The sequence below is a fragment of the Actinomadura rupiterrae genome (genome assembly GCF_024172125.1).
GTDB lineage: Bacteria > Actinomycetota > Actinomycetes > Streptosporangiales > Streptosporangiaceae > Spirillospora > Spirillospora rupiterrae.
Genome location: NZ_JAMZEA010000001.1, coordinates 255,142 through 278,691, shown reverse-complemented (window position 1 = coordinate 278,691; position 23,550 = coordinate 255,142). Strand labels below are relative to the sequence as shown.

Annotated in this window: 23 protein-coding genes, 1 tRNA gene and 1 pseudogene; 17 read left to right on the top strand and 8 right to left on the bottom strand. The window is 72.2% G+C overall.

Features of this window, described 5'->3' with window-relative positions; translation table 11 throughout:
• Window positions 1-68 precede the first annotated feature (68 nt).
• The 16 genes and pseudogenes from FHU30_RS01330 to FHU30_RS01255 all read left to right on the top strand — a co-directional run.
• Window positions 69-719: pseudogene (locus FHU30_RS01330) on the top strand (ATP-binding cassette domain-containing protein); the annotation flags it as partial.
• A gap of 179 nt (window positions 720-898) precedes the next feature.
• Window positions 899-1,663: a hypothetical protein gene (locus FHU30_RS01325; RefSeq protein ID WP_253870422.1), complete on the top strand. Its 765-nt coding sequence runs from the start codon at window positions 899-901 to the stop codon at window positions 1,661-1,663.
• A 172-nt stretch (window positions 1,664-1,835) separates the two neighbouring features.
• A complete protein-coding gene (gene clpS / locus FHU30_RS01320; protein ID WP_253870419.1) occupies window positions 1,836-2,132 on the top strand; it encodes an ATP-dependent Clp protease adapter ClpS in 297 nt (98 codons plus the stop codon).
• Window positions 2,133-2,289: 157 nt separating this feature from the next.
• Window positions 2,290-2,868: a DUF2017 domain-containing protein gene (locus tag FHU30_RS01315; protein WP_253870416.1), complete on the top strand. Its 579-nt coding sequence runs from the start codon at window positions 2,290-2,292 to the stop codon at window positions 2,866-2,868.
• 88 nt (window positions 2,869-2,956) lie between these two features.
• Window positions 2,957-3,901, top strand: a complete 945-nt coding sequence (locus FHU30_RS01310) for an MEDS and STAS domain-containing protein (RefSeq protein ID WP_253870414.1) — start codon at window positions 2,957-2,959, stop codon at window positions 3,899-3,901.
• Window positions 3,898-5,016, top strand: coding sequence for an anti-sigma factor RsbA family regulatory protein (locus FHU30_RS01305; protein WP_253870412.1), 1,119 nt, complete (start codon window positions 3,898-3,900; stop codon window positions 5,014-5,016). The genes FHU30_RS01310 and FHU30_RS01305 overlap by 4 nt, the downstream gene beginning before the upstream one ends.
• An 83-nt stretch (window positions 5,017-5,099) precedes the next feature.
• The gene (locus tag FHU30_RS01300; RefSeq protein WP_253870409.1) at window positions 5,100-5,525 is read left to right on the top strand and encodes a M67 family metallopeptidase; all 426 of its coding nucleotides are present in this window, start codon (window positions 5,100-5,102) and stop codon (window positions 5,523-5,525) included.
• 203 nt (window positions 5,526-5,728) lie between these two features.
• Window positions 5,729-6,001 carry a MoaD/ThiS family protein gene (locus FHU30_RS01295; RefSeq protein WP_253870406.1) on the top strand — a complete coding sequence of 91 codons (273 nt, stop codon included), beginning with the start codon at window positions 5,729-5,731 and terminating at the stop codon, window positions 5,999-6,001.
• A gap of 20 nt (window positions 6,002-6,021) precedes the next feature.
• Window positions 6,022-6,969, top strand: coding sequence for a PLP-dependent cysteine synthase family protein (locus tag FHU30_RS01290; protein ID WP_253870403.1), 948 nt, complete (start codon window positions 6,022-6,024; stop codon window positions 6,967-6,969).
• An 803-nt stretch (window positions 6,970-7,772) separates the two neighbouring features.
• Entirely contained in the window at window positions 7,773-8,597 is an 825-nt protein-coding gene (locus FHU30_RS01285; RefSeq protein ID WP_253870401.1) for a thioesterase family protein, read from the top strand.
• A 237-nt stretch (window positions 8,598-8,834) separates the two neighbouring features.
• Window positions 8,835-9,656: a glutamate racemase gene (gene murI / locus FHU30_RS01280; protein ID WP_253870399.1), complete on the top strand. Its 822-nt coding sequence runs from the start codon at window positions 8,835-8,837 to the stop codon at window positions 9,654-9,656.
• Window positions 9,657-9,707: 51 nt separating this feature from the next.
• Window positions 9,708-10,457 (top strand): MBL fold metallo-hydrolase, encoded by a 750-nt coding sequence (locus FHU30_RS01275; RefSeq protein WP_253870397.1) that lies wholly within the window; start codon window positions 9,708-9,710, stop codon window positions 10,455-10,457.
• A 978-nt stretch (window positions 10,458-11,435) separates the two neighbouring features.
• Window positions 11,436-12,155 carry a ribonuclease PH gene (rph, locus tag FHU30_RS01270; RefSeq protein ID WP_253870395.1) on the top strand — a complete coding sequence of 240 codons (720 nt, stop codon included), beginning with the start codon at window positions 11,436-11,438 and terminating at the stop codon, window positions 12,153-12,155.
• Window positions 12,152-12,760 (top strand): RdgB/HAM1 family non-canonical purine NTP pyrophosphatase, encoded by a 609-nt coding sequence (rdgB, locus tag FHU30_RS01265; RefSeq protein WP_253870374.1) that lies wholly within the window; start codon window positions 12,152-12,154, stop codon window positions 12,758-12,760. The genes rph and rdgB overlap by 4 nt, the downstream gene beginning before the upstream one ends.
• A gap of 2,155 nt (window positions 12,761-14,915) precedes the next feature.
• Window positions 14,916-15,440 carry a SigE family RNA polymerase sigma factor gene (locus FHU30_RS01260; RefSeq protein WP_253870371.1) on the top strand — a complete coding sequence of 175 codons (525 nt, stop codon included), beginning with the start codon at window positions 14,916-14,918 and terminating at the stop codon, window positions 15,438-15,440.
• Window positions 15,430-16,023 carry a hypothetical protein gene (locus tag FHU30_RS01255; RefSeq protein WP_253870368.1) on the top strand — a complete coding sequence of 198 codons (594 nt, stop codon included), beginning with the start codon at window positions 15,430-15,432 and terminating at the stop codon, window positions 16,021-16,023. Before FHU30_RS01260 ends, FHU30_RS01255 begins: the two co-directional genes overlap by 11 nt.
• 522 nt (window positions 16,024-16,545) lie before the next feature.
• On the opposite strand, the gene FHU30_RS01250 is transcribed toward FHU30_RS01255, so the two are convergent.
• From FHU30_RS01250 to bcp, 7 genes are all read right to left on the bottom strand, one after another.
• A complete protein-coding gene (locus tag FHU30_RS01250) occupies window positions 16,546-17,406 on the bottom strand; it encodes an MEDS and STAS domain-containing protein (protein WP_253870366.1) in 861 nt (286 codons plus the stop codon).
• Between the two features lie 183 nt (window positions 17,407-17,589).
• Window positions 17,590-18,549, bottom strand: a complete 960-nt coding sequence (locus FHU30_RS01245; RefSeq protein ID WP_253870363.1) for an anti-sigma factor RsbA family regulatory protein — start codon at window positions 18,547-18,549, stop codon at window positions 17,590-17,592.
• Window positions 18,546-19,445 (bottom strand): MEDS and STAS domain-containing protein, encoded by a 900-nt coding sequence (locus tag FHU30_RS01240; RefSeq protein ID WP_253870361.1) that lies wholly within the window; start codon window positions 19,443-19,445, stop codon window positions 18,546-18,548. Before FHU30_RS01240 ends, FHU30_RS01245 begins: the two co-directional genes overlap by 4 nt.
• Before the next feature lie 80 nt (window positions 19,446-19,525).
• Window positions 19,526-20,491 (bottom strand): anti-sigma factor RsbA family regulatory protein, encoded by a 966-nt coding sequence (locus FHU30_RS01235; protein WP_253870359.1) that lies wholly within the window; start codon window positions 20,489-20,491, stop codon window positions 19,526-19,528.
• A gap of 163 nt (window positions 20,492-20,654) precedes the next feature.
• A tRNA-Leu gene (locus FHU30_RS01230) sits at window positions 20,655-20,728 on the bottom strand.
• Window positions 20,719-21,210 carry an HNH endonuclease signature motif containing protein gene (locus FHU30_RS01225; protein WP_253870357.1) on the bottom strand — a complete coding sequence of 164 codons (492 nt, stop codon included), beginning with the start codon at window positions 21,208-21,210 and terminating at the stop codon, window positions 20,719-20,721. The genes FHU30_RS01230 and FHU30_RS01225 overlap by 10 nt, the downstream gene beginning before the upstream one ends.
• A gap of 56 nt (window positions 21,211-21,266) precedes the next feature.
• A complete protein-coding gene (gene bcp, locus FHU30_RS01220) occupies window positions 21,267-21,734 on the bottom strand; it encodes a thioredoxin-dependent thiol peroxidase (RefSeq protein WP_253870355.1) in 468 nt (155 codons plus the stop codon).
• Window positions 21,735-21,863: 129 nt separating this feature from the next.
• Between bcp and FHU30_RS01215 the strand changes: the two genes are divergently transcribed.
• Entirely contained in the window at window positions 21,864-22,172 is a 309-nt protein-coding gene (locus FHU30_RS01215; protein ID WP_253870353.1) for a DUF3618 domain-containing protein, read from the top strand.
• Window positions 22,173-22,223: 51 nt separating this feature from the next.
• On the opposite strand, the gene FHU30_RS46830 is transcribed toward FHU30_RS01215, so the two are convergent.
• Window positions 22,224-23,492: a family 4 glycosyl hydrolase gene (locus FHU30_RS46830; RefSeq protein ID WP_253870351.1), complete on the bottom strand. Its 1,269-nt coding sequence runs from the start codon at window positions 23,490-23,492 to the stop codon at window positions 22,224-22,226.
• Window positions 23,493-23,550: the final 58 nt, after the last annotated feature.

Below are 23,550 nucleotides of genomic sequence, written 5' to 3'. Positions count from 1 at the left end.
GGCGCGGCGCGTGGGACGGCTCCGGCGGGGGACGCGCGGCGCGGGGTCGGCGGGGGACCGTGGAACGCATGATCACATTCGAAGGGACCACCCGGCGGTACGGCCGCCGGACGGTCGTCGACCGGCTGTCGTTCGAGGTCGCGCCCGGCCGCGTCACCGGGCTGCTCGGCCCGAACGGCGCCGGGAAGACGACCACGATCAGGATGGCCCTCGGCCTGGTCACGCCGCACTCCGGACGCGTCCTGCTGGACGGCCGCCCCTACCGCGAGCTGGCGCGCCCGGCCGAGACAGCCGGCGCGCTGCTCGACGCGTCGTCCGCGCACGGCGGCCGCAGCGCCCGCGCCCACCTGCGCTGGCGCGCCGCCGCCGCGTCCCTGCCCGCCCGCCGGGTCGGCGAGGTGCTGGAGCTCACCGGCCTCTCGGCGGTCGCGCACCGGCGCGTCCGGACGTTCTCGCTCGGCATGCGGCAGCGCCTCGGCGTCGCCGCCGCCCTGCTCGGCGACCCCGCGCACCTGCTGCTGGACGAACCCGTCAACGGCCTCGACCCCGAGGGCGTCCGGTGGATCCGGACGCTCATGCGCGACCTCGCCGCGCAGGGCCGCACCGTCCTGGTGTCCAGCCACCTGATGAGCGAGATGGCGCTGACCGCCGACCACCTCGTGGTCGTCGGCCGCGGTCGGCTCCTCGCCGACGCGCCCCTCAGCGACCTGGTCGGCGACGGGACGACCCTGGAGGACGCCTACCTCCGGCTGACCGACGCCGCCGTCGAGTACCGCGGCGAACCCCGATGAAGCCCCCGAGGAACTTCGCGCGCCGCGAGCGCCCAACGGACCGTCCGCCCGCCGCACGGTCTTCGGGTGCTCTTGGGCGGGTGCGCGTTCACGAGGGAAGCGGTGTTGTGCGGGCTGAGTGGATCAAGTTGGTCAGCACGCGGTCGAGCTACGTGATGGTCGCGCTGACGCTGCTGTTCGGGATCGGCGTCGGGGTCGCGGGCGCGGTTTCGACGGTGTCGCACTGGGACGCGCTGCCGGCGGCGGACCGGGAGGTGTTCGACCCGGTGAGCCAGTCGCTCGACGGGTTCCAGTACGCGCAGCTGATCATGATGTTGCTCGGGGTCCTGGTGGTCGGCGCGGAGCACGGGAGCGGTGAGATCGACGCGACCTTCGCGGCGACGCCCCGGCGCGGGCTGGTCTTCCTCGCCAAGGCGGCCGTCCTGGGCGCGTTGACCCTGGTCGTGAGCCTGGTGGCGGTGTTCGGGGCGTTCTTCGCCTGCCAGGCGGCCCTCGCGGGCAAGCACCTGGACGTCGGGCTCGGCGCTCCGCACGTGCTGCGGGCCGTCCTCGCGGCGGCGCTGTACCTGACGATCGTGACGCTGCTGGGGCTCGGGCTGGCGGCGGTCCTGCGCAACACCGGAGCCGCGATCGCCGTCGCGTTCGGCCTGGTGTTCCTCGCCTGGCCCGCCGCGCGCGCCGTCGAGGGCGTGTCGCGGCTGCCCGACCGGCTCGTCCTGGTGAACGCTGCCGAACGGCTCGTCGCGACGCGTCCGATAAGCGGGCCGCACGCGTACCGGATCCCGTCGTTCGGCATGGCCGTCCTCGACCTCGCGCTCTACTCGGCCGTCCTGCTGGCCGCGGGCGCGTGGCGCTTCACCAGGGACCCGTGACGCCGCCGCCCGTCTCCCTCCGGACGTCCGCGGGGAGACGGGCGCGGGACGGCGTGTCGCGCGGCGCTGCGGCGGGTGCGGGCAGGGGCGTGGTCTGCGGGCCGGGACCGTACGAACTAGCATTCTCAGGAGGGCGGCTTTCTGGACCGGGGGAGAGGAAGACGGCGAAGCCATGAGCAGTGCACCCGCACCGGTCGAACTCGAACGGCCGGACATCGCCGAGGAGGTCGGCTCGGACCGGCCGTGGCTGGCGATCGTCTGGAACGACCCGATCAACCTCATGTCGTACGTGACGTTCGTGTTCCAGACCGTCTTCGGCTACCCGAAGGCGAAGGCGGAGAAGCTGATGAAGGACGTCCACCACAAGGGCCGCGCCGTGGTCGCCAGCGGCACGCGCGAGGAGATGGAGTGGGACGTCGAGATCCTGCACTCCTACGGCCTCTGGGCCACCGTGAAGCGGGACGACTGATGCGCCCCACCGCGGCGCGCCGCCCGACGCGCGCTGTCGCGACGGGACGGGCGATGTGCGCGGACGTGGCGGGGCGGGCGGTGTGCGCGGACGTGGCGGGGCGGGCGGTGTGCGCGGACGTGGCGGGACGGGCGACGAGGGCCGGCGAGGGACGACGATGAGGGTGCGCAAGGGACGGCACGACGCGGTCCGGATCCGGTTCGAGCCGGAGGAGGCCGCGCTCGTCCGGACGCTGATGGAGCAGCTGCTGGAGATGCTCGGCGAGCCGCCCGCGGCGGACGACGAGCTGGCCGCCGTCGGGATCACCGACCAGGTGGACAAGCCGGACGACCCGGTCCTGGCACGGCTGTTCCCGGACGCCTACCGCGACGACGGCGAGGCGGCCGGGGAGTTCCGCCGCTACACCGAGATGGGCCTGCGGGACGGCAAGCGCGAGGCCGCCGGGGTCGTCCTGGCCACGCTCGCGGACGTGTTCGGCGAGGGCGGGCCGGCCGGCCAGGACGGCGGCGTGCCCGGCGGGTCGAGCGGCGAGGTGGAGCTGACGTCCGACCAGGCGCAGGCGTGGCTGCGGGCGCTGAACGACATCCGGCTGGCGCTCGGCACCCGGCTGGACATTTCGGAGGAATGGTACGAGGAGGCGGAGCGGCTCGACCCGTCCGATCCCCGGATGCCGATGTTCGCCGCCTATGACTGGCTCACGATGCTTCAGGAAAGCCTCGTCCGCGCCGTCTGGTAGGGCTATTTTGGCGGGGTAGGGCGAGCTCGACGGCGGACCCGGCCCCTCCGGCGCACCGCCGCCCCGACCCCCCGGGAGGCCGCACGCCATGTCCATGCTGGGAGACGACGGGCTGCCGCAGCCGGCGGCCGGAGCCGAAACCGGGGCCGTCGCGGTCGGCGCGATGCGGTTCGGCGACCACCTCGCCCTCGCCTTCGACGGCGACGAGGAGCGCTACGCGGTGCTCGCCGCCTACGTCCGGGACGGCCTGGAGTCCAACCACAAGATCATCTACCTGGCCGACCAGGAGGACGCCGACGCCGTCCTGACCCGGCTCGGCACCGCCTTCGCGGCCACCGGCATCGACGTGGACGTCCGCGCCGCCGCCCGCGACGGGCTGCTGGCGCCGCGTCCGGTGATCGAGGCGTTCATGGCGTCCGGGCGGTTCGACCCCGACGCCACCGTCGACCTGCTCGGCACGGAGATCGACCTCGCCCTGGTGCAGGGGTTCAAGGGCGTCCGGATCACCGGCGAGACCTCGTTCTCGCTGCGCGGATGGCCCGGCACCGAGCGGTTCCGCGAGTTCGAGCACAAGTGCCAGGGCGCCTTCCAGGCCCCCGGCACCCGCGCGATGGCGATCTGCCAGTACGACCGGCGCTGGTTCGGCGACGACCAGCTCCGCCTCCTGCTCGCCTGCCACGACGGCCTCGTCCGGGTGGACGACCTGCACGACGACGGCGTCCTGCGCATCGCCCCGACCTTCACCCCGCCCGGCCTGGCCCTGTCGGGCGCGGTCGACGAGTCCACGCTGCCCGCGCTGCGCGACGCCCTCGCCGTCGCCGCCCGCCGCGACGGCCACCTCTGCCTCGACCTGTCCGGCCTGGCCTTCTGCGACACCGAGGGCCTGCGCGCGATGCTCGACACCCGGCACGCGGGCGACGGCATGGACCGCCAGCTCGTCCTCCGCGCCGTCCCCGGCTACCTCGCCCTCATGCTCCGCATCGCCGGCTGGGACCGCCTCCCGGGCGTCTTCGTGGAGGAGGCGGCCGCGTGACCGGCGGCCCGTCCCGCCCGAGCCCCGCTCCCCGCAACGGCGAACACCGCACCTCCCACGCCCACCTCGACCACCGCGCCCTCCTCTACGCCTCCGCCGAGGAGTTCCGCGAGGCCGCCACCGCCTACTTCACCGAAGGCGCCGAAGCCGGCGACGTCCTGGTAGCCATCCTCCCCACCCGACCGCCGACCGCGCAGCACGCTGCAGCGCCAGACGCGGAGGCTGCTGCAGCGCCGGACGCGGAGGCTGGTGCAGCGCCAGACGCGGAGGCTGCTGCGGCGCCGGGCGCGGAGGGCGTTGGGGTTCCTGTCGGGGCGGAGGCGGTCGGGCTGCCGGGTGGGTCGGGGATCGAGGTGGTGGACGCCGCCGCCTGGTTCAGCAGTCCGATGCGGGCGCTGGCCGCGTTCCACGAGCGCGGACGGACCGACTGGTGGCGGCGCGGGCGGCTGCGCGTGCTGGCCGAGCCGCCCTGGGGCGGCCGGAGCCCGCTGGAGATCGTCGAGTGGAAGCGGCACGAGTCCCTCATGAACGTCGTGTTCGAGTCCACACCGACCATCCTGACCTGCGCGTACGACCTCCGGACCGTCCCGGCGGACGTGCTGGAGGACGTGGGCCGTACCCATCCGGCCTTCGCGGACGCGGCGGCCGCGTGGTCCAGCCCGTCCTACACCGACCCGGCGGACTTCTACGCCGAGTGCAACGCGCGCCCGCTCGACCCGCCGCCGCGCTCCGCCGAGCACCGCCGCTTCACCAGCGGCCAGCTGCCCGACCTGCGCTTCTTCCTCACAGGACGGGCCGAGCGCTTCGGCGTCCCGGCCGACCGGCGGCTCCCGTTCGTCCTCGCCGCCAACGAGGTCGCGACCGCCGTGATCCGCAACGGCGGCGGCCGGGGCGACCTGTGGATCTGGGCCACGGCCGACGAGCTGGTCTGCGAGCTGGCCGACCCGGCGTCCCGCGTCGAGGACCGGTTCCTCGGCCACCTCCCGCCCCGCCTGGACCGTCCGGCCGAGGCCGCGATGTGGGCCGTGCGCTGCCTCTGCCACATCGTGGAGATCCGCTCCGACGACCGCTCCGGCACGCGCGTCCGCCTCCACACGCGCCTGGACGCGCCCTGACGCGGAAGTGAGCTTGGCCACGCCCGTCCGCAGGCCCGGGGCGGGGCTGGGGCCGGGCCGGGGCGCCGGGTAGCCTTCGGCGCATGCTGACGATCGAGCGTGCCCTGGTTGACAAGATCGTCGCGCATGCGCGCGCGGACCACCCGGACGAGGCGTGCGGCGTGATCGCCGGACCGGTCGGTTCGGACCGTCCCGCCAGGTTCGTCGCCATGGACAACGCCGAGCGGTCCCCGACGTTCTACCGCTTCGACTCGATGGAGCAGCTCAAGGTGTGGCGCGAGATGGACGACCGGGACGAGGAGCCCGTCGTGATCTACCACTCGCACACCGCCACCGAGGCGTACCCCTCGCGCACCGACATCTCCTACGCGTCCGAGCCGAACGCCCACTACGTCCTGGTCTCCACGCGGGAGGCCGACGAGGTGGAGTTCCGGTCGTACCGGATCGTCGACGGAGAGGTGACCGAGGAAGAGGTCGCCGTGGTCGAGAGCTACTCCCAGGTAAAATGAGCGCCATGTGGACGACGAGCGGGCCCCGGAGCGGGTGTCGCGGCACGGTGGCCCCGGTGCAGAGCTATCTGTTCGGGCACTCCCGCGCCGAGGTCGTCTACGACTGTCCGCCCTCGCGCCTCCGCCAGGAATAACCCCGCGCCCCGTCCCGCTGTCATGCCGTGGACGGGGTTCGCCCAGCACGACACAAGGAGACTTTCGCGATGGCGATCGAGGTCCGGATTCCCACCATCCTGCGCACCCTCACCGACGGCTCGAAGGCCGTCGAGGGCAAGGGCGGCACGCTCGACGAGCTGTTCGCCGACCTGGACGTCCGCCACCCCGGCCTGCGGGCCCGGCTGGTGGACGGCGGCAAGCTGCGCAAGTTCGTCAACGTCTACCTGAACGACGAGGACGTCCGCTTCCTCGGCGGCCTGGAGACGGCGCTGTCGGACGGTGACAGCGTCACCATCCTGCCCGCCGTGGCCGGCGGCTGAGCGTCCGAAGCGTCCGTGCCATGCGCTTCGACTCGCTGCTCGACTCGCTGGGGCACACGCCGCTCGTCGGCCTGCCCCGGCTGTCCCCGTCCCCGGACGTCCGCCTCTGGGCGAAGCTGGAGGACCGCAACCCCACCGGCTCGGTGAAGGACCGCCCCGCCCTCTGGATGATCGCCCAGGCGGAGAAGGACGGCCTGCTCACCCCCGGCTGCACCGTCCTCGAACCGACGTCCGGCAACACCGGCATCTCGCTCGCCATGGCCGCGCGGCTGCGCGGCTACCGGATGGTCTGCGTGATGCCGGAGAACACCTCCGAGGAGCGCCGCCAGATCCTCCGCATGTGGGGCGCGGAGATCATCCCGTCCCCGGCCGCCGGGGGCTCCAACGAGGCCGTCCGCGTCGCCAAGGGCCTGGCCGCCGAGCACCCCGACTGGGTCATGCTCTACCAGTACGGGAACGAGGCCAACGCCCGCGCCCACTACGAGACGACCGGCCCGGAGATCCTCGCCGACCTCCCGTCCATCACCCACTTCGTCGCCGGCCTCGGCACCACCGGCACCCTCATGGGCGTCGGCCGCTACCTGCGCGAGCACGTCCCCGACGTCAAGATCGTCGCCGCCGAGCCGCGGTACGGCGAGCTGGTCTACGGCCTGCGTAACATCGACGAGGGCTTCGTCCCCGAGCTGTACGACGAGTCCGTCCTCACCACCCGCTTCTCGGTGGGCTCGGCCGACGCCCTCCGCCGCACCCGCGAACTCCTCGACCAGGAAGGGATCTTCGCCGGCCTCTCCACCGGCGGCGCCCTGCACGCCGCCTTGGGCATGGCCCGCAAAGCCGTCAAGGCCGGCGAACGCGCCGACATCGCCTTCATCGTCGCCGACGGCGGCTGGAAATACCTCTCCACCGGCGCCTACGAAGGCACCCTGACCGAAGCCGAATCCCGCCTGGAGGGCCAACTCTGGGCCTAACCCGCCCAACCCAGACTGGTCCGGCCCCAAAGCCGCCCGCGCCTAACCCAGGTATTCCAGCAACCCCAACTCACAAGGGCCCACCCCGAGTGACTCGGCCCCGAGCAGCCTGAGCCCAGCCCCCGGCCGCCTCAGCCCTCCGAGCCCGACCCCGGCTCAACCCACCCGAACCACCCGGCCTAACCCCCGGGTGGTTCGGGTGGCTCGGCCACCCCGGAACCACCCTGTCCCAACCCCGGCTCCTCAGCCCTCCGAGCCCCTGCCCCTAGCCCCGGCTCGACTCCTCCAAAGCACCTGGCCTAATCCCCGGGCGGCTCGCAGGTGGTGATGAGGGACGGGAGGGCGCGTTGGCGGGTGGGGCGGTGCGGGTGTGGGGTGGCGCTCATGTCCGGATGTTGCGGGGCATTGGGGGTGAAGCCGCTGGTGGGAGCTGAGATTCCAGCTCACAGCTGTGTCACGTCGGGCGTTGAGGACGGCGCGTTCAGCGAAGCTTGCAGGGACGTAGAGGGCGGACATCGTCATGTGGGGGGTGTGGTGGCGGAAGGCAGAGACAAACGCCGGGTGGACGGGCCAGGCGCGGCCCTGTGGCAGTACCGGATAACTGGTGGCGCCCAGGAAGGACGAACTGGACGAGGGCGGGAAACGTCCCGGAACGAAGGTCTCCAGAGCGGACGGGCCGCGAGCCGGTGCCGAGGCAAGGAACCGGGTGGATCGGAAGTCGCGGGAGTGGGGGCGCGGGCGTTGGCGGGGGTCGGTACGCTCGTTCTCGAATGTGGTTCTAGAAAGCCCCCGGGAGGACGCGGATGAGCAGGTTCGGGGACGCGACGACGGTCGAGCGGATCGGCGAGGACCGGTACCGCGTCGATATGGACGGCGGGTTCGGGTTCGCCCAGGCACTGAACGGCGGGTACCTGATGGCCCTGCTCGGACGGGCCGCCGTCGAGCACTCCGCACATGAGCACCCGGTGTCGACCGCGGCGTCCTTCCTGCGCGTGGCGAAGCCGGGGGCGGCCGAGATCGTTGTGGAACGTCGCAAGAGCGGGCGGACGACCGAGATGTCCCGCCTCACGCTCGTCCAGAACGACGCGCCGGTGGTGGACGCCCTGATCACCACCGCCACGCTCGACCCCGACACCGAGCCCGTCTGGACGGGCGACCAACCCGTCCCGGCGCTGCCGCCCGTCGAGGCCTGCCTCGGGATGGACGCAGCGCCCAAGCCCGCCGGTCCCAAGGAGGGCCTGGAGGGCAAGGACCGCGGCTTCGCCGACCGCGTGGACATGCGGTTCGATCCGTCCACGATGGGCTGGCTGGACGGACGTCCCAGCGGACGCCTCGAAGCGCGCGCGTGGTTCCGGCTCCACTGCGGGTACGAGCCCGACGCCTACTCGATGGCGCTCGCCGTGGACGCCCTCCCGCCCGTCGCCCTCAACGTGGACGCGAAGGGCTGGTCGCCGACGGTCGAGCTCACCTGGCACCTGCGGGCCGTCCCGGCGCCGGGCTGGCTGGCCGTCCTCGGATCCGGACGGCTCTCCGCGGGCGGCTGGTTCGACGAGGAGGTCGAGATCTGGGACTCCGCCGGACGCCTCGTCGCCCAGTCCCGCCAGCTAGCCCGCACCGGCCGCGCCTGACCCGCACCGGCCCGCGCCTGAGCTGGCCCAAGGACGGGGTGAGTGAGCGTTTACTTTTGGTGAGTGAACGCTTACGCACTCATGCTCGTCCCGCCTGCGGGTTAGTGAACACTCACTCCTGGTTGGTGAGTGTTCACTGACCCGCGGCGGCGGGCAGGGGAGTGTGACGTGGCGGACGTTGTGATGTCGGCCGCATGACGGCCGAGTTACGGCCGGGAGCGCCTAGCCTTGGGGACCATGTCAGACGCGCCGATCGGGATCTTCGACAGCGGGTTCGGCGGGCTCACGGTGGCCCGGGCCATCCTGGACCAGTTGCCGAACGAGCCGGTCCTCTACCTCGGGGACTCGGCGCGCCAGCCGTACGGCGAGCGCTCGGTCGCCGAGGTCCGCGCGTTCGCGCTGGAGATGCTCGACCGGCTGGTGGACGAGGGCGTCAAGGCCCTGGTGATCGCGTGCAACAGCGCGTCCGCCGCGATGCTGGCGGACGCCCGTGAGCGGTACGACGTCCCGGTCGTCGAGGTCATCCGCCCGGCGGTGCGGCGCGCCGCGGCCGCCACCCGCACCGGACGCGTCGGCCTGATCGCCACCCGCGCGACCGTCACCAGCCGCGCCTACGAGGACGCGTTCGCCGCCGCCCCGCACATCGACCTCGTCTCCGCCGCGTGCCCCCGGTTCGTCCCGCTGGTGGAGTCCGGGGTGACGATGGGCGACGAGGTGCTCGAAGTCGCCCGCGAGTACCTGCGTCCCATCATGGATGCGGGATGCGACTCCCTCATCCTGGGTTGCACCCATTACCCATTGCTTGCCGGGGTCGTCTCGTATGTGGTCGGAGACGGGGTCACACTGGTCTCAAGTGCCGACGAGACCGCCAAGGACGTGTACCGCGTGCTGCACGATCGGGGACTCGCCCGTCCGGAAACCGCCGGGCCCCCGGAACACCGGTTCCGGGCCACCGGCGATCCGGACGTGTTCGCGGCGCTGGGCCGCCGCTTCCTCGGGCCGGAGATCGGCGCCGTGGAGACCGTCCGCGCCGGGGTCGTGGACGCCCTGACCAACTGACCGCCCCTGGAGGGGTACGGATTCCTCGGGAAGACACAAGGAGGAGTGAGCGTGCGGGTCACTGTGATCGGCTGCTCGGGCAGCTTTCCGGGGCCGGACAGCCCGGCGTCCTGTTACCTGGTCGAGGCGGACGGGTTCGCGATGCTGCTGGAGCTCGGCAGCGGCGCCCTCGGCGTCCTGCAGCGGTTCCACTCGCCGTACGAGATAGACGCGGTGCTGCTCTCCCACCTGCATCCCGACCACTGCATGGACATGTGCGGCTTCTACGTGGCCCGCAACTACTGCCCGGACGGCCGCGCCCCCCGCATCCCGGTTTACGGCCCCGCCGATACCGGCCCGCAGATGTCCCGCGCCTACGGCCTGCCCACGGACGACGGAATGGACGAGGCCTTCCGCTTCCTCCCGCTTCCCGCCAGTCCATGGGAGATCGGCCCCTTCACCGTCTCCGCCGTCCAGACCCCGCACCCGGTCGAGGCCTACGCCTTCCGCATCGAGGCAGGCGGACGCGTCCTCGCCTACTCCGGCGACACCGGCGAGTCGTCCGCCCTCGTGGACATCGCCCGCGACGCCGACCTCTTCCTCTGCGAAGCCTCCTTCCTGGACGGCCCGAACCTCCCCCCGGACCTCCACCTCACCGCCCGCGAAGCCGGCGAGCACGCCACCCGCGCCGGCGTCGACCGCCTCGTCCTCACCCACCTCGTCCCCTGGAACGACGCCGACCGCTCCCTCGTAGAAGCCAAAGGCAGCGGCTTCGGCGGCCCGATCGAACTAGCCCACGTAGGCGCCACCTACGACGTCTAACCCAACCCCCTGACGCCCACCAGCCGCCTGCACCCGTCCCGCCCCACCGGCCCAAAACGCCACCGCCCCACCCCAGGCGCACCATCCCTGCGCCCCGCGAGAAGCTTCCGCGCGCCACCAGGACCACCGTCGCCTGGACCCCCGCCCGACCGGGCCCCTAACGCCCTGACACCTCGCCTAACACCAAGGCACATCCCCGGCAGCCAAGGCGCCTCCGCGGGCGCCAAGTCACCTCCCGGGGCGCCACCCCTGCGCCCTCAAATGCTCCCGCGCGCGGTCACGTCCACCGGTCATATGCGGGGCCATCTCTGCCCCACCGGGCCCTTGACGCTGACGCACTTCCTCGGGGGCGCCACCCCTGCGCCCCCCAGAAAGTTGCGCGCGCGGTCACGTCCGCCAACCGCCAGCCCCGTCCCATCGAGCCAAGACGCAACGCGCCTCCCTGGGCGCGCCACCTCAGCGCCCCGAAAGCTTCCGTGCGCGGTAACGTCCGCCAGCCGCGCTCCTCTCGGCTCATCAGGGCCTCCTGTGTCGGCACGGGACATTGGACATGCCGTTACTGCGTCTTGCGCAAGGCCTGAGCCTGGACGCGTCCTAGAGACGCCTCGGTCCGTACTCGTCCGTTCGCACGGGCGCGCGCCTATCGCCGTTCGTGGTTTCGCCAATGCGTCTTCTCGAATGCCCTGCGCTGCCATCCGTCCCCCTGTCAGTGCTGCTTGGCGGCGGCTCGGGCGCCTGGGGGTGGCGGCGAGGCCTGGCCCTGAAAGACACAGGAGAGCAAATGAGGAATGCGACTGCTCGGGCGCCCGTCCGCTGCGGAATGTGCTGGTTGGCGTTGGGTAGTTGGCGCCCTTTCCGTCCATGGCGGGCAATTTGCGAGATGAAGGGCGAGCTAGGTTCGAGGCAGTACAGAAGGCGTCGCCCTGGCATGGCTGGGACGGGGCTTGGGGAGTGAGGCAGGGCACTAGGGTGGTGGGCATGGCACGTCCTGACGATCGCGCGGCAGATCAGCTCCGAAACGTTCGCATCCAGCGTGACTGGCTCGATCATGCCGAGGGGTCGGTGCTGGTCGAGTTCGGCGCGACACGGGTGCTGTGCGCCGCGTCCGTCCAGGACTCGGTGCCACGGTGGCGGCGGGACAGCGGGCTCGGCTGGGTGACCGCGGAGTACGCGATGCTGCCGCGCGCCACGCACACGCGGAGCGACCGCGAGTCGGTCAAGGGACGGCTCGGCGGGCGGACGCAGGAGATCTCGCGGCTGATCGGACGGTCCATCCGGGCCTGCATCGACTTCAAGGCGCTCGGCGAGAACACCGTCCAGCTCGACTGCGACGTCCTGCAGGCGGACGGCGGCACCCGGACGGCCGCGATCACCGGCGCGTACGTGGCGCTGGCCGACGCCGTCTCGTGGATGCGTGAGCGCGGGCTGCTCAAGGGCGACCCGCTGGTCACGTCCGTGGCGGCGGTCAGCGTCGGCGTGATCGACGGGGAGGCGCGGCTCGACCTCGAATACACCGAGGACGTCCGGGCCGAGACCGACATGAACGTCGTCTGCACCGGCGACGGGCGGTTCGTCGAGGTGCAGGGCACCGCCGAGGGCGCGCCGTTCGACCGCGGCGAGCTGGACGCCCTGCTCGACCTCGCCGCCGGCGGCTGCGCCGAGCTGACCCGGCTCCAGGCCGAGGCGCTCGGACGATGAGCCGGGTCGTCCTCGCCACCCGCAACCAGGGCAAGATCGACGAGCTGCGGCGGATCCTGGACGGGATCGACGTGATCGGGCTGGACCTGTTCCCGGACGCGCCCGAGGTGCCCGAGACCGAGCTGACCTTCGCGGGCAACGCGCTGCTCAAGGCCCGCGCGATCGCCGCGCACACCGGACTGCCCGCCGTCTCGGACGACTCGGGCCTCTGCGTGGACGCGCTGAACGGCATGCCCGGCGTGCTGTCCGCCCGCTGGTCCGGACGGTTCGGCGAGAAGACCGGCGACAAGGACCGCGCCAACCTCGACCTCGTCCTCGACCAGCTCTCCGATGTCGAGGACGGCGCGCGCGCCGCCCACTTCTTCTGCGCCGCCGCCCTCGTCGTCCCAGGCCACGCCGAGCACGTCGTGGACGGCCGCATGCACGGCACCATCATCCGCGAACCCCGCGGCACGGGCGGCTTCGGCTACGACCCGATCTTCCTCCCGGACGGCGAGACCCGCACCAGCGCCGAACTCTCCCCCGAGGAGAAGGACGCCATCAGCCACCGCGGACGCGCCTTCCGAGCCCTAGCCGAAATCCTCCCCCGAGCCCTCTCCGCCTGACCCCACCGCCGCTCACCCCACCCCCACCGACCCCCCGAGGCCGCTCCCAAAGGCCACCTCCCCCCGGGACGCCCGCCCAGCACCACCACCCCGCAACACACCTAGCGCGCCCCCTCACGCCCCCGCCCAGCGCATCCACCGCGTACCACCGCCACGCGCGCTCGCGCCGCGCCAGCCCGCCCGTGTCGCGCGCCCGCCTCCTCGTACCAGCGCCACGCGCGCTCGCCCGTCCGCGTCGCTTACGCATCGCGCCTGCGCGCCATGCCAGCCCCGCGCTCGCGCCGTGCCAGCGCGTCTGTGTGTGGCGTCTGCGCGTTGTGCCCGCGCGCCGCGCCAGCGTCTCGCGCGTGCGTGCCATGTCAGCGCGTCCGTGTCGCGCGTCTGCGTTGTGCGTCGGTGTCGTGCTAGCGCATCGTGCGTCCACGTCGTGTCAGCGCCTCGCGCGTGCGTGCCATGTCAGCGCGTCCAGCCGGGCGCCCGTGTTGTGCCAGCCCGTCCGCGTCGTGCGTTCGTGTGGTGCCTGCGCGTCGTGTCAGCGTCTCGCGGCACCGCGCCGTGCCAGGCCTCGCGCGTTCGTGTCGTGTCGCGCGTCCTTGTGGCCCCTGCGCACCGTGCCTGCGTGTTGTGCCTGTGCACGTTGCCAGCGTCTCGCGCGTTCGCATCGTGCCAGCCCGTCCATGTCATGCGTCCGCATCGTGCGTGCGCGTCGTACCAGCATCTTGCGCGTCCGTGCCATGTCAGCGTGTTCAGCCGCGTGCCCGTGGTGAGTCAGCCCGTCCGCGTCGTGCGTCCTTGTGGCGCCTGCGCGTCATGCGTACGCCTCGCGCGTTCGCGCCGTGTCGGCGTCCCGCTCGCGCGCCGTGGCAGCGCCTCGCGCGTCCGCGCCATGTCGCGCGTTCGTGTGGCGCCTGCGCACTGCGCCTGTGCACTGTGCCAGCGTCTCGCGCGCTGCGTGGTGCCAGCTCCTCTGTGTCGCGCGTCTGCGTCGTGCCAGCGCGTCCGTGCCCTGCGTCCGTGTCGCGCGTGCGCGTCGTGCGTTCGCCTTGTGCGTTCACGTCGTGCCTGCGTCTCGCGTGTCCGCGCCATGTCAGCGCGTGAAGTCGCTCGTCCGCGTCGTGTTGGCGCGGCCGTTTCCCGCGTCCGTGTAGCGCGTCCGGGTTGTGTGTCCGTGTCGGGCGGTCGTGTTGTGGCAGTGCCTCGCGGATTCGTGTTGTGTCAGTAGGTCGGCGTCGTGTGCGCGTTGTGCGGGTGCGTTCGGGGGGCGGGTTTGTGGTGAACCAGTGGGTTGTGCGGTTGCCTTGCGTCAGTGGGTTGTGCGGTCGCGTCGTGTGCGGGGCTTGGGGCTGCTTTGTGGGAGCGGGTTGGGCGGGTGGGCCTTAGTGGGTGAGGCGTGTTGGTGTTGCGGGGAGTGCGTTGGAACGGGGGCGTTGCGTTGTGGGTGCGTGAGGGGGCGTTGGAACGGCTGCGTTCTGGTGGAGCGTTGTAGCGGATGCGTCGGGACGGTTGCGTCGTAACGGGGGCGTATCGACGTGGCTGTGCAGGGGGTTCGTGGACGGAGGGGTGGCGGGGAGCGGGTTTGTGGGAAATCTCGGGGGGTGTGACAACCGGGGGAGGGTGGGTGGGGGTTGTAGGGGGTGTAGATCGACTTTCCCGAGGAGCAGCATGATCAACATAGCTGGCGGACGGCGTGCGGCGGCGGCGATCGTGGCCGGGCTGGGTGGAGCGGGTGTGCTCGCCGCTGGGATCTGGCTCGGCACCGGATCGGACGGTTCGTCGCGGACGGCGACGGTGTCCGCGAACGACGCGGTCCGTCCCAGCGCGTCCCCGAAGCCGACGTCCACCGCGGCGCCCTGCGCTTCGCCGGCGCCGACGCGTCCCACCAAGCCCGGGCACGTTCCGAAGCCGGTTCCGCCCAGGGCCACGAACCCGGGAGAGCCGAAGGTGACATCCCGCCCGAAGGCGCCCGGACAGCCGCCCAAGTGTCCGACGCCTGCTCCCGTGCCGCCGTCGGGCCATCCGGGCAAGCCGCAGCCTGTTCCGCCCAAGAACGTTCCCGGTAAGCCGCGTCCTGTGCCGCCGGGCAAGCCGCGTCCGGTGACCCCGCCGATGTCCGAGCCGGGCAACCCGGGGCAGTAGGAGAGCGGTTCTGTCCACCTTGAGCACCCAGGAGACCCGCGGCGCGGCGGACACGTTCGAGGAGTTCGTGAACGCCACCGCGGGTCGCCTGCTGCGCACCGCCGTGTTCCTCGTCTACGACCGGCACCTCGCCGAGGACCTCCTGCAGGTCGCCTACGAACGCGTCGCCAAGCGCTGGCGGCGGCTCGCGGACGGCGATCCGGAGGCGTACGCCCGGCGCGTCCTGGTCAACCTGGCCATCGACGAGAGCAAGCGCCGCGCCCGCCGCCGCGACCTGCCCGCCGGAAGCGTCGCCGACCTCGACCGCATCGCCGGGCGCGGCCCGCAGCCGGAACTGCCCGCGGACGGCGAGCTGGACGACGCGCTCCGCGCCCTCCCCGCCCAGCAGCGCGCCGTGGTCGTCCTCCGCTACTGGTGCGACCTCGGCGAACGCGAGATCGCCGACGCCCTCGGCATCAGCCGCGGGACCGTCAAGAGCCACACCGCGCGCGCCATGGCGGCGCTGCGCGCGCACGTCCGGGAAGGCCGCACGCATGGACGATGAGCTCGGCGCCGCCCTGCGCGACCACTTCCGGCGCGCCGCGGACGACATCCAGCCGGACGCGGCGCTCCTCCGCCGGCTCCGCGACACCGCGACGGCGTCCCGCGAGCCCTCGCCAGGACGCGTCCTCCCCTTCCGGCGGAGCGGCGACGGACCTCCGGACGGCTTCGGGGGCCTGTCCGGACGCGATCCGGGCATCGCGCGCCGACGAGGCTTGTGGACCGTAGCAGCGGTGGCAGCGGCGGTGGCGATCGTCGCGCTGGTGTTCACGGTCCAGCCGTCGGCGGAGAAGAAGACGCGACCGGCCGATCGCGTGGTGCCGGCGTCGAGCCCGAGCACGCCGGGCGCCGCATCGCCCTTGCCGAGTCCGCCGCCCGGAAAGCTCAACCCCACGCCGAAGCCGACGCGTCCGAGCGGCCCCGGCAAGCCGCATGGCGGTGGAGACATGCCGCCCTCGCGTCCGACCGGCGGCCCCGCTGACTCCGCAGGCCCGCAGCAACCCGGCGGCCCCTCGGTTGGCGACCGGCCACCCGCTTCGACCAGCAGCCCGCACGGCATCCCGCCCTCCTCCACCGCCAAGCCCTAACCCGCACGCCGAACACTGCCCGAACGCCCGAGCACTTCCGGACGCCGGACGCGGCCCGATGCCGGACGTTTCCGGACGCCGGACGGTTCGTCCAATCCGAAATCGCGAGCCCGGCCGACGCCAGCAGGCTTCATGCGCCCAGGCTGGGCCGAACGTGCTCTGCCGAGGCCGCCCAGCGGCCAGGTTTCGGGGTCTAGGTGCTGCCACGCCCTACCGCGGTCCGTGCCGGTGCGAGACGTCGGGCGCCATCTGCCGGGGCCGATCTGCCGGGGCCGATCCGCCGGGGCCGACCTGTCGGGTCCATCCGGGGCCTCACGTTCCGCGGTCCAAGGCCTGCGGCCCAAGGATCGGCGCCAGGTCGCGGGCTTAACTCCCGAGCGCGCGGCGCTCTAACCGGTGGTGGGCGCGCTGTGTGCGTGCCGGGCGGCGCGTCCGCGGTTCGACTGCCCGGGGGGAAGTACTGAGGCCAGGTGTCGGTGTGCAGGTGCGGGCTGTAGAGGCGCTGCGGGAAGCGGGGCGGGGTTAGACGGTGCCTAGGCGGAGGCCGGGGAGCATGTGCCAGCCTACGGTCTCCATGATGGTGCGGAGCTGGACGGGCATGCTGTCCAGGACGAGGGGGCCGGTGCCGGAGCGGCGGGCGGCGACGTCGGCGAGCATGTTGAGGGCGCCGAGGTCGATGAAGCCGAGGCCGGCCAGGTCGAGGTGGATCTCCTCGCCGCGGCTCGCGGTCAGGACCGTGTTGAGCGCCTGGTCCAGGACCATGTGGCGGGACGCGTCGAGCTCGCCCAGCAGCGACAGCCCCACCGGTTCGAAGGTGCGGACGATCTGCAGCACCGAGTCGGCGAACTCCGGGTTCGGCGTCACGACCGTGGAGTGGGACGCGGCGAGGGCGGTGCGGGCGTCGGCGGTGAGGCGGCGGCGGTCGATCTGGCAGATCGCGGTGACCCGCGTGCTCGGGCACACCGCCTGCTCGATGTGCCGCTCGCAGCGCAGCAGCTGGGTCAGGCCGTCCGGCAGGTCGAGCGTCCAGGTCATGTCGGCGGTGACCCGGATCGTCCCGAAGTCGCCGCCCTCGGCGCCCGCGATCTCGCACGCGAGCGCCTCCAGCACGGTGCCCGGGTCGAAGCCGCCGTCCGGACGGCGCGCCTCCTCCAGCGGGACGACGGTCAGCAGGCCCGAGCGCGGCGGCGTGCCGTTCATGCCCGGGACGTCCACATCGTCCGAGCCGGCCAGGTAGATGACCTTGTGGCTGGCGTCCAGGCCGTCGCGGACGAAGGAGCCGACCACGTAGCGCTGCTCGTCCTCACCCGAGTACGCCAGCCACGCGTGATCGCCGGGCCGCAGCTCACGGACCGGCCTGCGGACCGAGCTGAGGGTCTCCATAGCGCCTTCCACCGCGGCCACTTCCGGATGGGTCCAGACTACGACCCGCAGGCCACGTCACGTAGCCGAACCCTCACCCTGATTTCCCGGTATCTGACAACCGGACACCCCGGGACCGACCCGAGCGCACTCCACCAGCAGCCCGAATCCGGACGAACCGCGCATCGTCCGCGAAAAGCCCGGCTAGCGGTGCAGGCGCATCCGGACGAACGTCCCATCCCACCCGGCACGGACCTCCACCAGATCGACGAGCAACCGGACGGTCCACAGGCCGAACCCGTTCTCCAGCGCCGACGACGGCGGGACGAACCCGACCAGCGGGCTGAAGGTGTTCCAGTAGCCGTTGTCGCCGACCTCGCACACCAGGTCAGGACCCTCGGTCCACAACCGGACGCCGAACGGCGGGGTGCCGTGCACCAGCGCGTTCGCCGCGACCTCGTTCACCGCCGTGACCAGGTTCTGCGCGTCCTGCCGCGACAGCCCGTGCCGCTCGGACCGCTCGCCGACCCACCGCCGCAGCTCGTGCAGGTCGTGGCCGGTCACCGGCAGGTACTCCGACTCGTGCGGCGCCGGGAACACCCGCGCCCGGTCGACCTCGGCGGAGAAGTCCTCCGGGGCGGCGAACCGCGCGTTCGGCCGCTCGGCATCGCCCTGCACCAGCCGCGGATGCGTCCGCCGCGCGTGCTCCAGGATCTGCGGCGGCAGCGCGAACGTGTCATACGGGCACAGCGCCGACGCCCCGGTGTCCTTGAACACCTCGTTGATCAGCGACTCGTACCGAGCCCATTCCAGCGTCTCCCGGGCCGTCCACTCCGGACGCCACACCGGCTCGGCCAGCGCGTGCACCCGCAGCGGGTGCTCCCGCTTCACCAGCTCCAGGTAGCTGCGCAGCGTCCGCACCGGATGCGCGTAGAACGCCGACGCGTCGATGAACATGTCGTCCGCGCAGTCCGGGAACAGGTCGCGCAGCGCCGACAGCCGCGGCTCCGCGACGACCACGACGACGGACCGGTCCTCGTCGTCCAGACCCTCCCGGACGAACGGGACGGCGCGCGAGAGGAAGTCGTCCATCCCGCCGAACAGGAACGCCCGGTGCTGCAGCGGTCTCGGCGCGACGCCGGCGGCCAGTGTCGGAGAGGTCATGAGGCCGCACCTCCCGCCCGGGCGCCCGGCCTCAGTCTCGGCAGCCGGTTCCAGCCCACCATCGTGATGACGTTCTCCACGTCCGGACGCAGGTGGTCGAGGATCAGCGAGCCGCCGTGCGGCAGCGCCGCCGCATGCTGCGCCAGCAGGTTCAGGCCGCCGATGTCGATGAAGTCCAGTTCCGCGACGTTCAGGTGGATATCGCCGCTGCGGCTGCCCATCGCCCGCAGCAGGTGCTCCGACAGGTGCGAGTGCCGCGACGCGTCCAGCTCGCCCCGCAACTGCAGCCCGAACGGGCCGTAGATCCGGCGGATCGTCAGGATCCCGTCGTCGAACTCGGCGTCCACCCGCATCAGCACCTCGTGCGACTCGCGCAGCGCGGACAGCTGCCGCGCACCCGTCCGGCGCACGTCCACCTGGCAGATCCCCATCGCCATCGTGCTCGGCGAGATCGCCTGGTCGAGCCGGTCCTCGCAGGACAGCATCGCGTCCGACCCGCCCGGCTGGGACATCAGCCAGGTCGAGTCCATCGTCACCCGGACGGCCCGGAACCCCTCGCCGAACGCCGACTCCTTCTCCCGGTGCAGCGTGTCGGCCAGCTTGCCCGGCTCGAACGCGCCGGACCGCGACAGGCAGGCGTCCCGGCGCGAGAGCACGCGCAGCTGCCGCGACGACTTCAGCTTCGCCAGGTCGAACGAGCACCGCCGCAGGCCGGGCAGGCTCTCGGCCGGCTCGTCGGTGATGTACACGACCTTCTCCGCGGTCGCCAGACCCGCCTGCACATAGGGCCCGACGATGCGGTCACGCTCCTCGGAGTCGGCGTAGCCGAGCAGCCCGTGGTCGCCAGGCCGCACCTCGCTGACGGGGCGTTCGTAGAACCAGGGGGTGGTCTCCATGGCCTGCCCATCCAGGTTGTCTCGGACGCGTCCAGCGTACGCCCGATGGCGGAAAAGGGAAGCCCTTTGCATAAGGTCCCTCACGCAGAGTTGACGGGCAGCGGCACGGGCACGGCCGGGATCTGCAGCCGCAGCCGCACCGTCGTCCCGTCCCTGCCCGTCCTGATCTGGACGATCGAGCAGAGCAGCCGCACCGCCCACAACCCGAACCGGCCCGCGCCGCCCGCCGGTTTCGGCGGGATCAGCCCGAAGCCCGTCCGGTCCGTCCAGTGCCCGTGGTCGGTCACCTCGCACACCAGCTCACCCGGCTCCAGCCACAGCCGCAGGGTGATCGGCGGCTGCCCGTGCCGCAAGGCGTTCGTCACCACCTCGGTCACCGCGACCAGCAACCGCTGCAGATCGTCCTCGGGCAGCGGCGTCCGGCGCGCGAAGTCGGTCACGTACGCGCGGATCCAGTACAGATCCGCGACCTGGATGTCCAGGTCGAGCGAATCGTCCGGCGGCGGGGGCAGCGGCCCCGAGTCGAGCCGCGCGTTGTACGTCCACGGCTCCTGGTACCCCGGGTTCGACAGCGCCACCTGCCCGCGCATCGTCTCCGGATGCGTCTGCCGCGACGCCGCGACCACCCCGGCCGGCAGCGACCGCGAGTACGCGCACAGCAGCGCCGCCCCGGTCTCCGCGAACGCCGCGTTCGTGATCGCCTCGACCCGCTGCCACTCCAGCAGCTCCAGTTCCCCGCGGCGCGCCCACGCCGGCTCGCCGAGCACCCGCAGCCGCCGCTTCTGCCACGCGGCCGTCTCGGCCAGCGCCAGCGTGTCGGCCAGGTACCGCGCCGGATGCGCGTACCACTTGTCCGACTCGAAGAACTCCACGCCCGCCGCGTCCGCGCCGAGCTTGTCGCGCAGCAGCATGTGCATCGCCAGCGTGGTGACCGCGAGCACCCGGTCCCCGCCCTCGATGCCCTCCCGCAGGAACGGCAGCGCGCCGTCCAGCAGGTCGTCCGCGCGGTCGTACGGAAGCACGCGATGGCTGAAAGCTTGGCTCACGGTGCCCCACCCGGTCAGTGTCGGCCGCCTCCGCCCACACGCTCTCCCACGGGCGGCTCTCCCCCTCAGCCTAGGCGCGCCCGCCCCAGAAGCCGAGCCCCCGTTTTCAAACTGTGAACGCCGAAGGGGACGGCCACCGGGCCGCCCCCTCCTCGCTGGGCCGTGGGGCCGGCGAGACTCGAACTCGCACTGTCCAGTTCCTAAGACTGGTGCCTCCTGCCTTTGGGCTACGGCCCCGGCGTTTTGCGGTTCTTGAGCCTACCAGCGTAGGTGTCGGTCTGAGAGTGGCAGTTCGGGCACAGGAACCGCAGGTTCTCCCTGCGGTTGTCGAGGTAGTCGCCGTTGATGTGATCCACGTGCAGGATCAGCGGACGGCCCTGCCAGTCGGACGTCCTGCACTTGGTGCATTGGTAGAGGACGCCACTTTCGACCAGGGCACGGCGGAGCATGTGTGGGGCCGTCCGGCGTCCGGAGCCCTTGTCTGACGTCAGGATGTCTTCGGGCGACTTACGGATCCAGCGCTGCCCCTTGTTGTGAGCCCGCCCCCGAAAATGCGACGTGTCGATCTCGAACCGCTTCAGTTGCCTGCTGATGTGGGCGTGTGAGCCACCGGTGGGCGCGATGCCGAGATGGCGGAGCACACCCGCCACGCTGGTCGACGATGCGGCGGCCTCTGCGAGCAGTTCTGGTGAGTATTTGTACGGGCGACTGACCACCATGTCCTTGACCTCCTCCGGTCGGATGGAGGTCAAGGTAACGGTGGACTACGACAAAGTCACAGGGCGAGTTCGCGGCGGAGGCGGTCTACGTGGCCGGTGGCCTTCACGTTGTAGTAGGCGCTCTCGATCTTGCCTTCGGGGGTGATGACGAAGGTGGAGCGGATGACGCCGACGACGGTCTTGCCGTAGAGCTTCTTCTCGCCGAAGGCGCCGTAGGCCTTGAGGACCTCGGCGTCGGGGTCGGAGAGGAGGGGGAAGGTGAGGCCCTCCTTCTCGCGGAACTTGGCGAGCTTGGCGGGCTTGTCGGGGCTGATGCCGACGACGGTGGCGCCGGCGGCCTCCAGGTCGGCGAGGCTGCCCTGGAAGTCGACCGACTCCTTGGTGCAGCCGGGGGTCATCGCGGCCGGGTAGAAGTAGAGGACGACCCGCCGCCCGCGCAGGGACTCCAGCGACACCGGCTTGCCGTCGGCGTCGGGAAGCTCGAAGACCGGGGCGTCATCGCCTGGCTGCAACCGCTCGGACACCTGTTCCGCCTTTCGTTCGGGACGCTGGGCTCCAACCTACCGGCTGGGGCGGCGCGGGCGTTTCCGGTGTGGACCTGCAAGACTGTTCGGATCATGCGACTTCGGCGTCGGACACGATAGGACTAGGGCATGGCTGACAGGTCCAGCGACCCGCAGGCTTTGCAGCGGGAGATCGAGCGGTCAAGGCAGGAGCTCGCGCGCACGATCGACGAGCTCGCGGACCGGGTCAACCCGAAGAACGTGGCGCAGCGGGGTGCGGAGCGGCTGAAGGAGGAGGTCGGGCAGGTCCGGCGCGCGGTGGACGCGGCGATCCGGCTGCCCGACGAGGACGGCGAGCCCGGTCCGGTCAATCCGAAGATCGTGATGGCCGGGGTGGGTGTGGTGGTCGGGCTGACCGTCCTAGGGGTGATGCGGCGGCGGTCGAAGCGCCGCCGCTGACGCGTTCGCAAGGAGGCGCCGGTCCCATGGGGGCCGGCGCCTTTCGCGTTCTCAGAACTGGGGGAGGTCGGCCGCGTGGGCGGCCAGGCCCTCGTCGAGGATCTTCTCGGCGGTGTGCTTGCTGCGGACGAACGGGTGCGCCATGAGGGCCTGGAGGGCGAGGCGGCGGGAGCCGGTGACGGCGGCGTCGGCGGCGAGGCGCTCGTAGGCGTGGATCGCCTGGGTGAGGCCGCGGACGGGCGCGGGCAGGGCGCCCATGGTGAGCGGGACGGGTCCGGAGCGTCCGACGAGGGCGGGGACCTCGACGATCGCGTCGTCCGGGAGCGAGGAGATCGCGCCGCGGTTCGGGACGTTGACGATCTCGCGGCGGTGCTCGTCCAGGTGCAGGGCGCAGATGACCTCGACGGCGAACTCGCCGTGCTCGCCTCCGCCGCGCTCGCGGGACGGGTCGGGGTCTGGTTTGTCGGCTTCTGCGGTGACCTGGGCGTAGTAGTCGGGGAGCATCGCCGTGATGTCCTGCGCGCGCGTCGTCCCCTTGGCGCGGAGCTCCTTCACGACGTCGTCGTGGAAGAAGTAGTACTTGGAGTAGGAGTTCGGCAGGAAGCCGAGGGCTTTGCCGAGCTCGGCCATCCGGGACGGGTCGCGCCACGGTGTCGCGCCGCCGCCGGGGATCTCCAGCGCGTCGAGCCGCGCGGCGAGGTCGATCTCGACGCCGTCCAGGCGGACGCGTTCGGCCCAGGTGGCGTGGTTGAGGCCGATCCAGTCGGCTTCGAGCCGGTCGAAGGGCAGGCCGAGCAGGTCGGCCCACATCTCGGTGTCGCCGACGTGCTGGTCGCAGAGGCCGATGATGTTCGCGCCGGTGTGCCGGGTGACGGCGTCGGTGACGATGTTGGTCGGGTTGGTGTAGTTGACGATCCACGCGCCGGGGTCGACGGCGGCGGCGATCTCCAGCAGGACGGGGACGGAGCGGCAGGCCATGAGGAAGCCGCCGGGACCGGCGGTCTCCTGCCCGACGACGCCGTGCGCGAGCGGGATCGACTCGTCCAGGTGGCGGGCGGCCATCCCGCCGGGGCGGAAGGTCGTGAAGACGTAGGACGCGCCGTCCACGGCGGGCTTGAGGTCGGTGTGCGGGGTGACGGTGAAGGACGCGCCGCGCGCGGCGAACATGTTGCGCGCGAGGCGGGTCATGACGTCGAGGTGGGCGGCGTTCGTGTCGTGGAAGGCCAGCTCGGTCCCGGCGAGGGAGTCGGCGCGGTGCAGCAGGCCGCGGATGACGCCGGGCATGTAGCCGCTGCCGGCCCCGATGATCGCGATCTTCACAGGGCCGCCCCGGCGGCCGCCTCGGCGTGGGTCTTCACGGTGCTCACCTCGGTGTGGG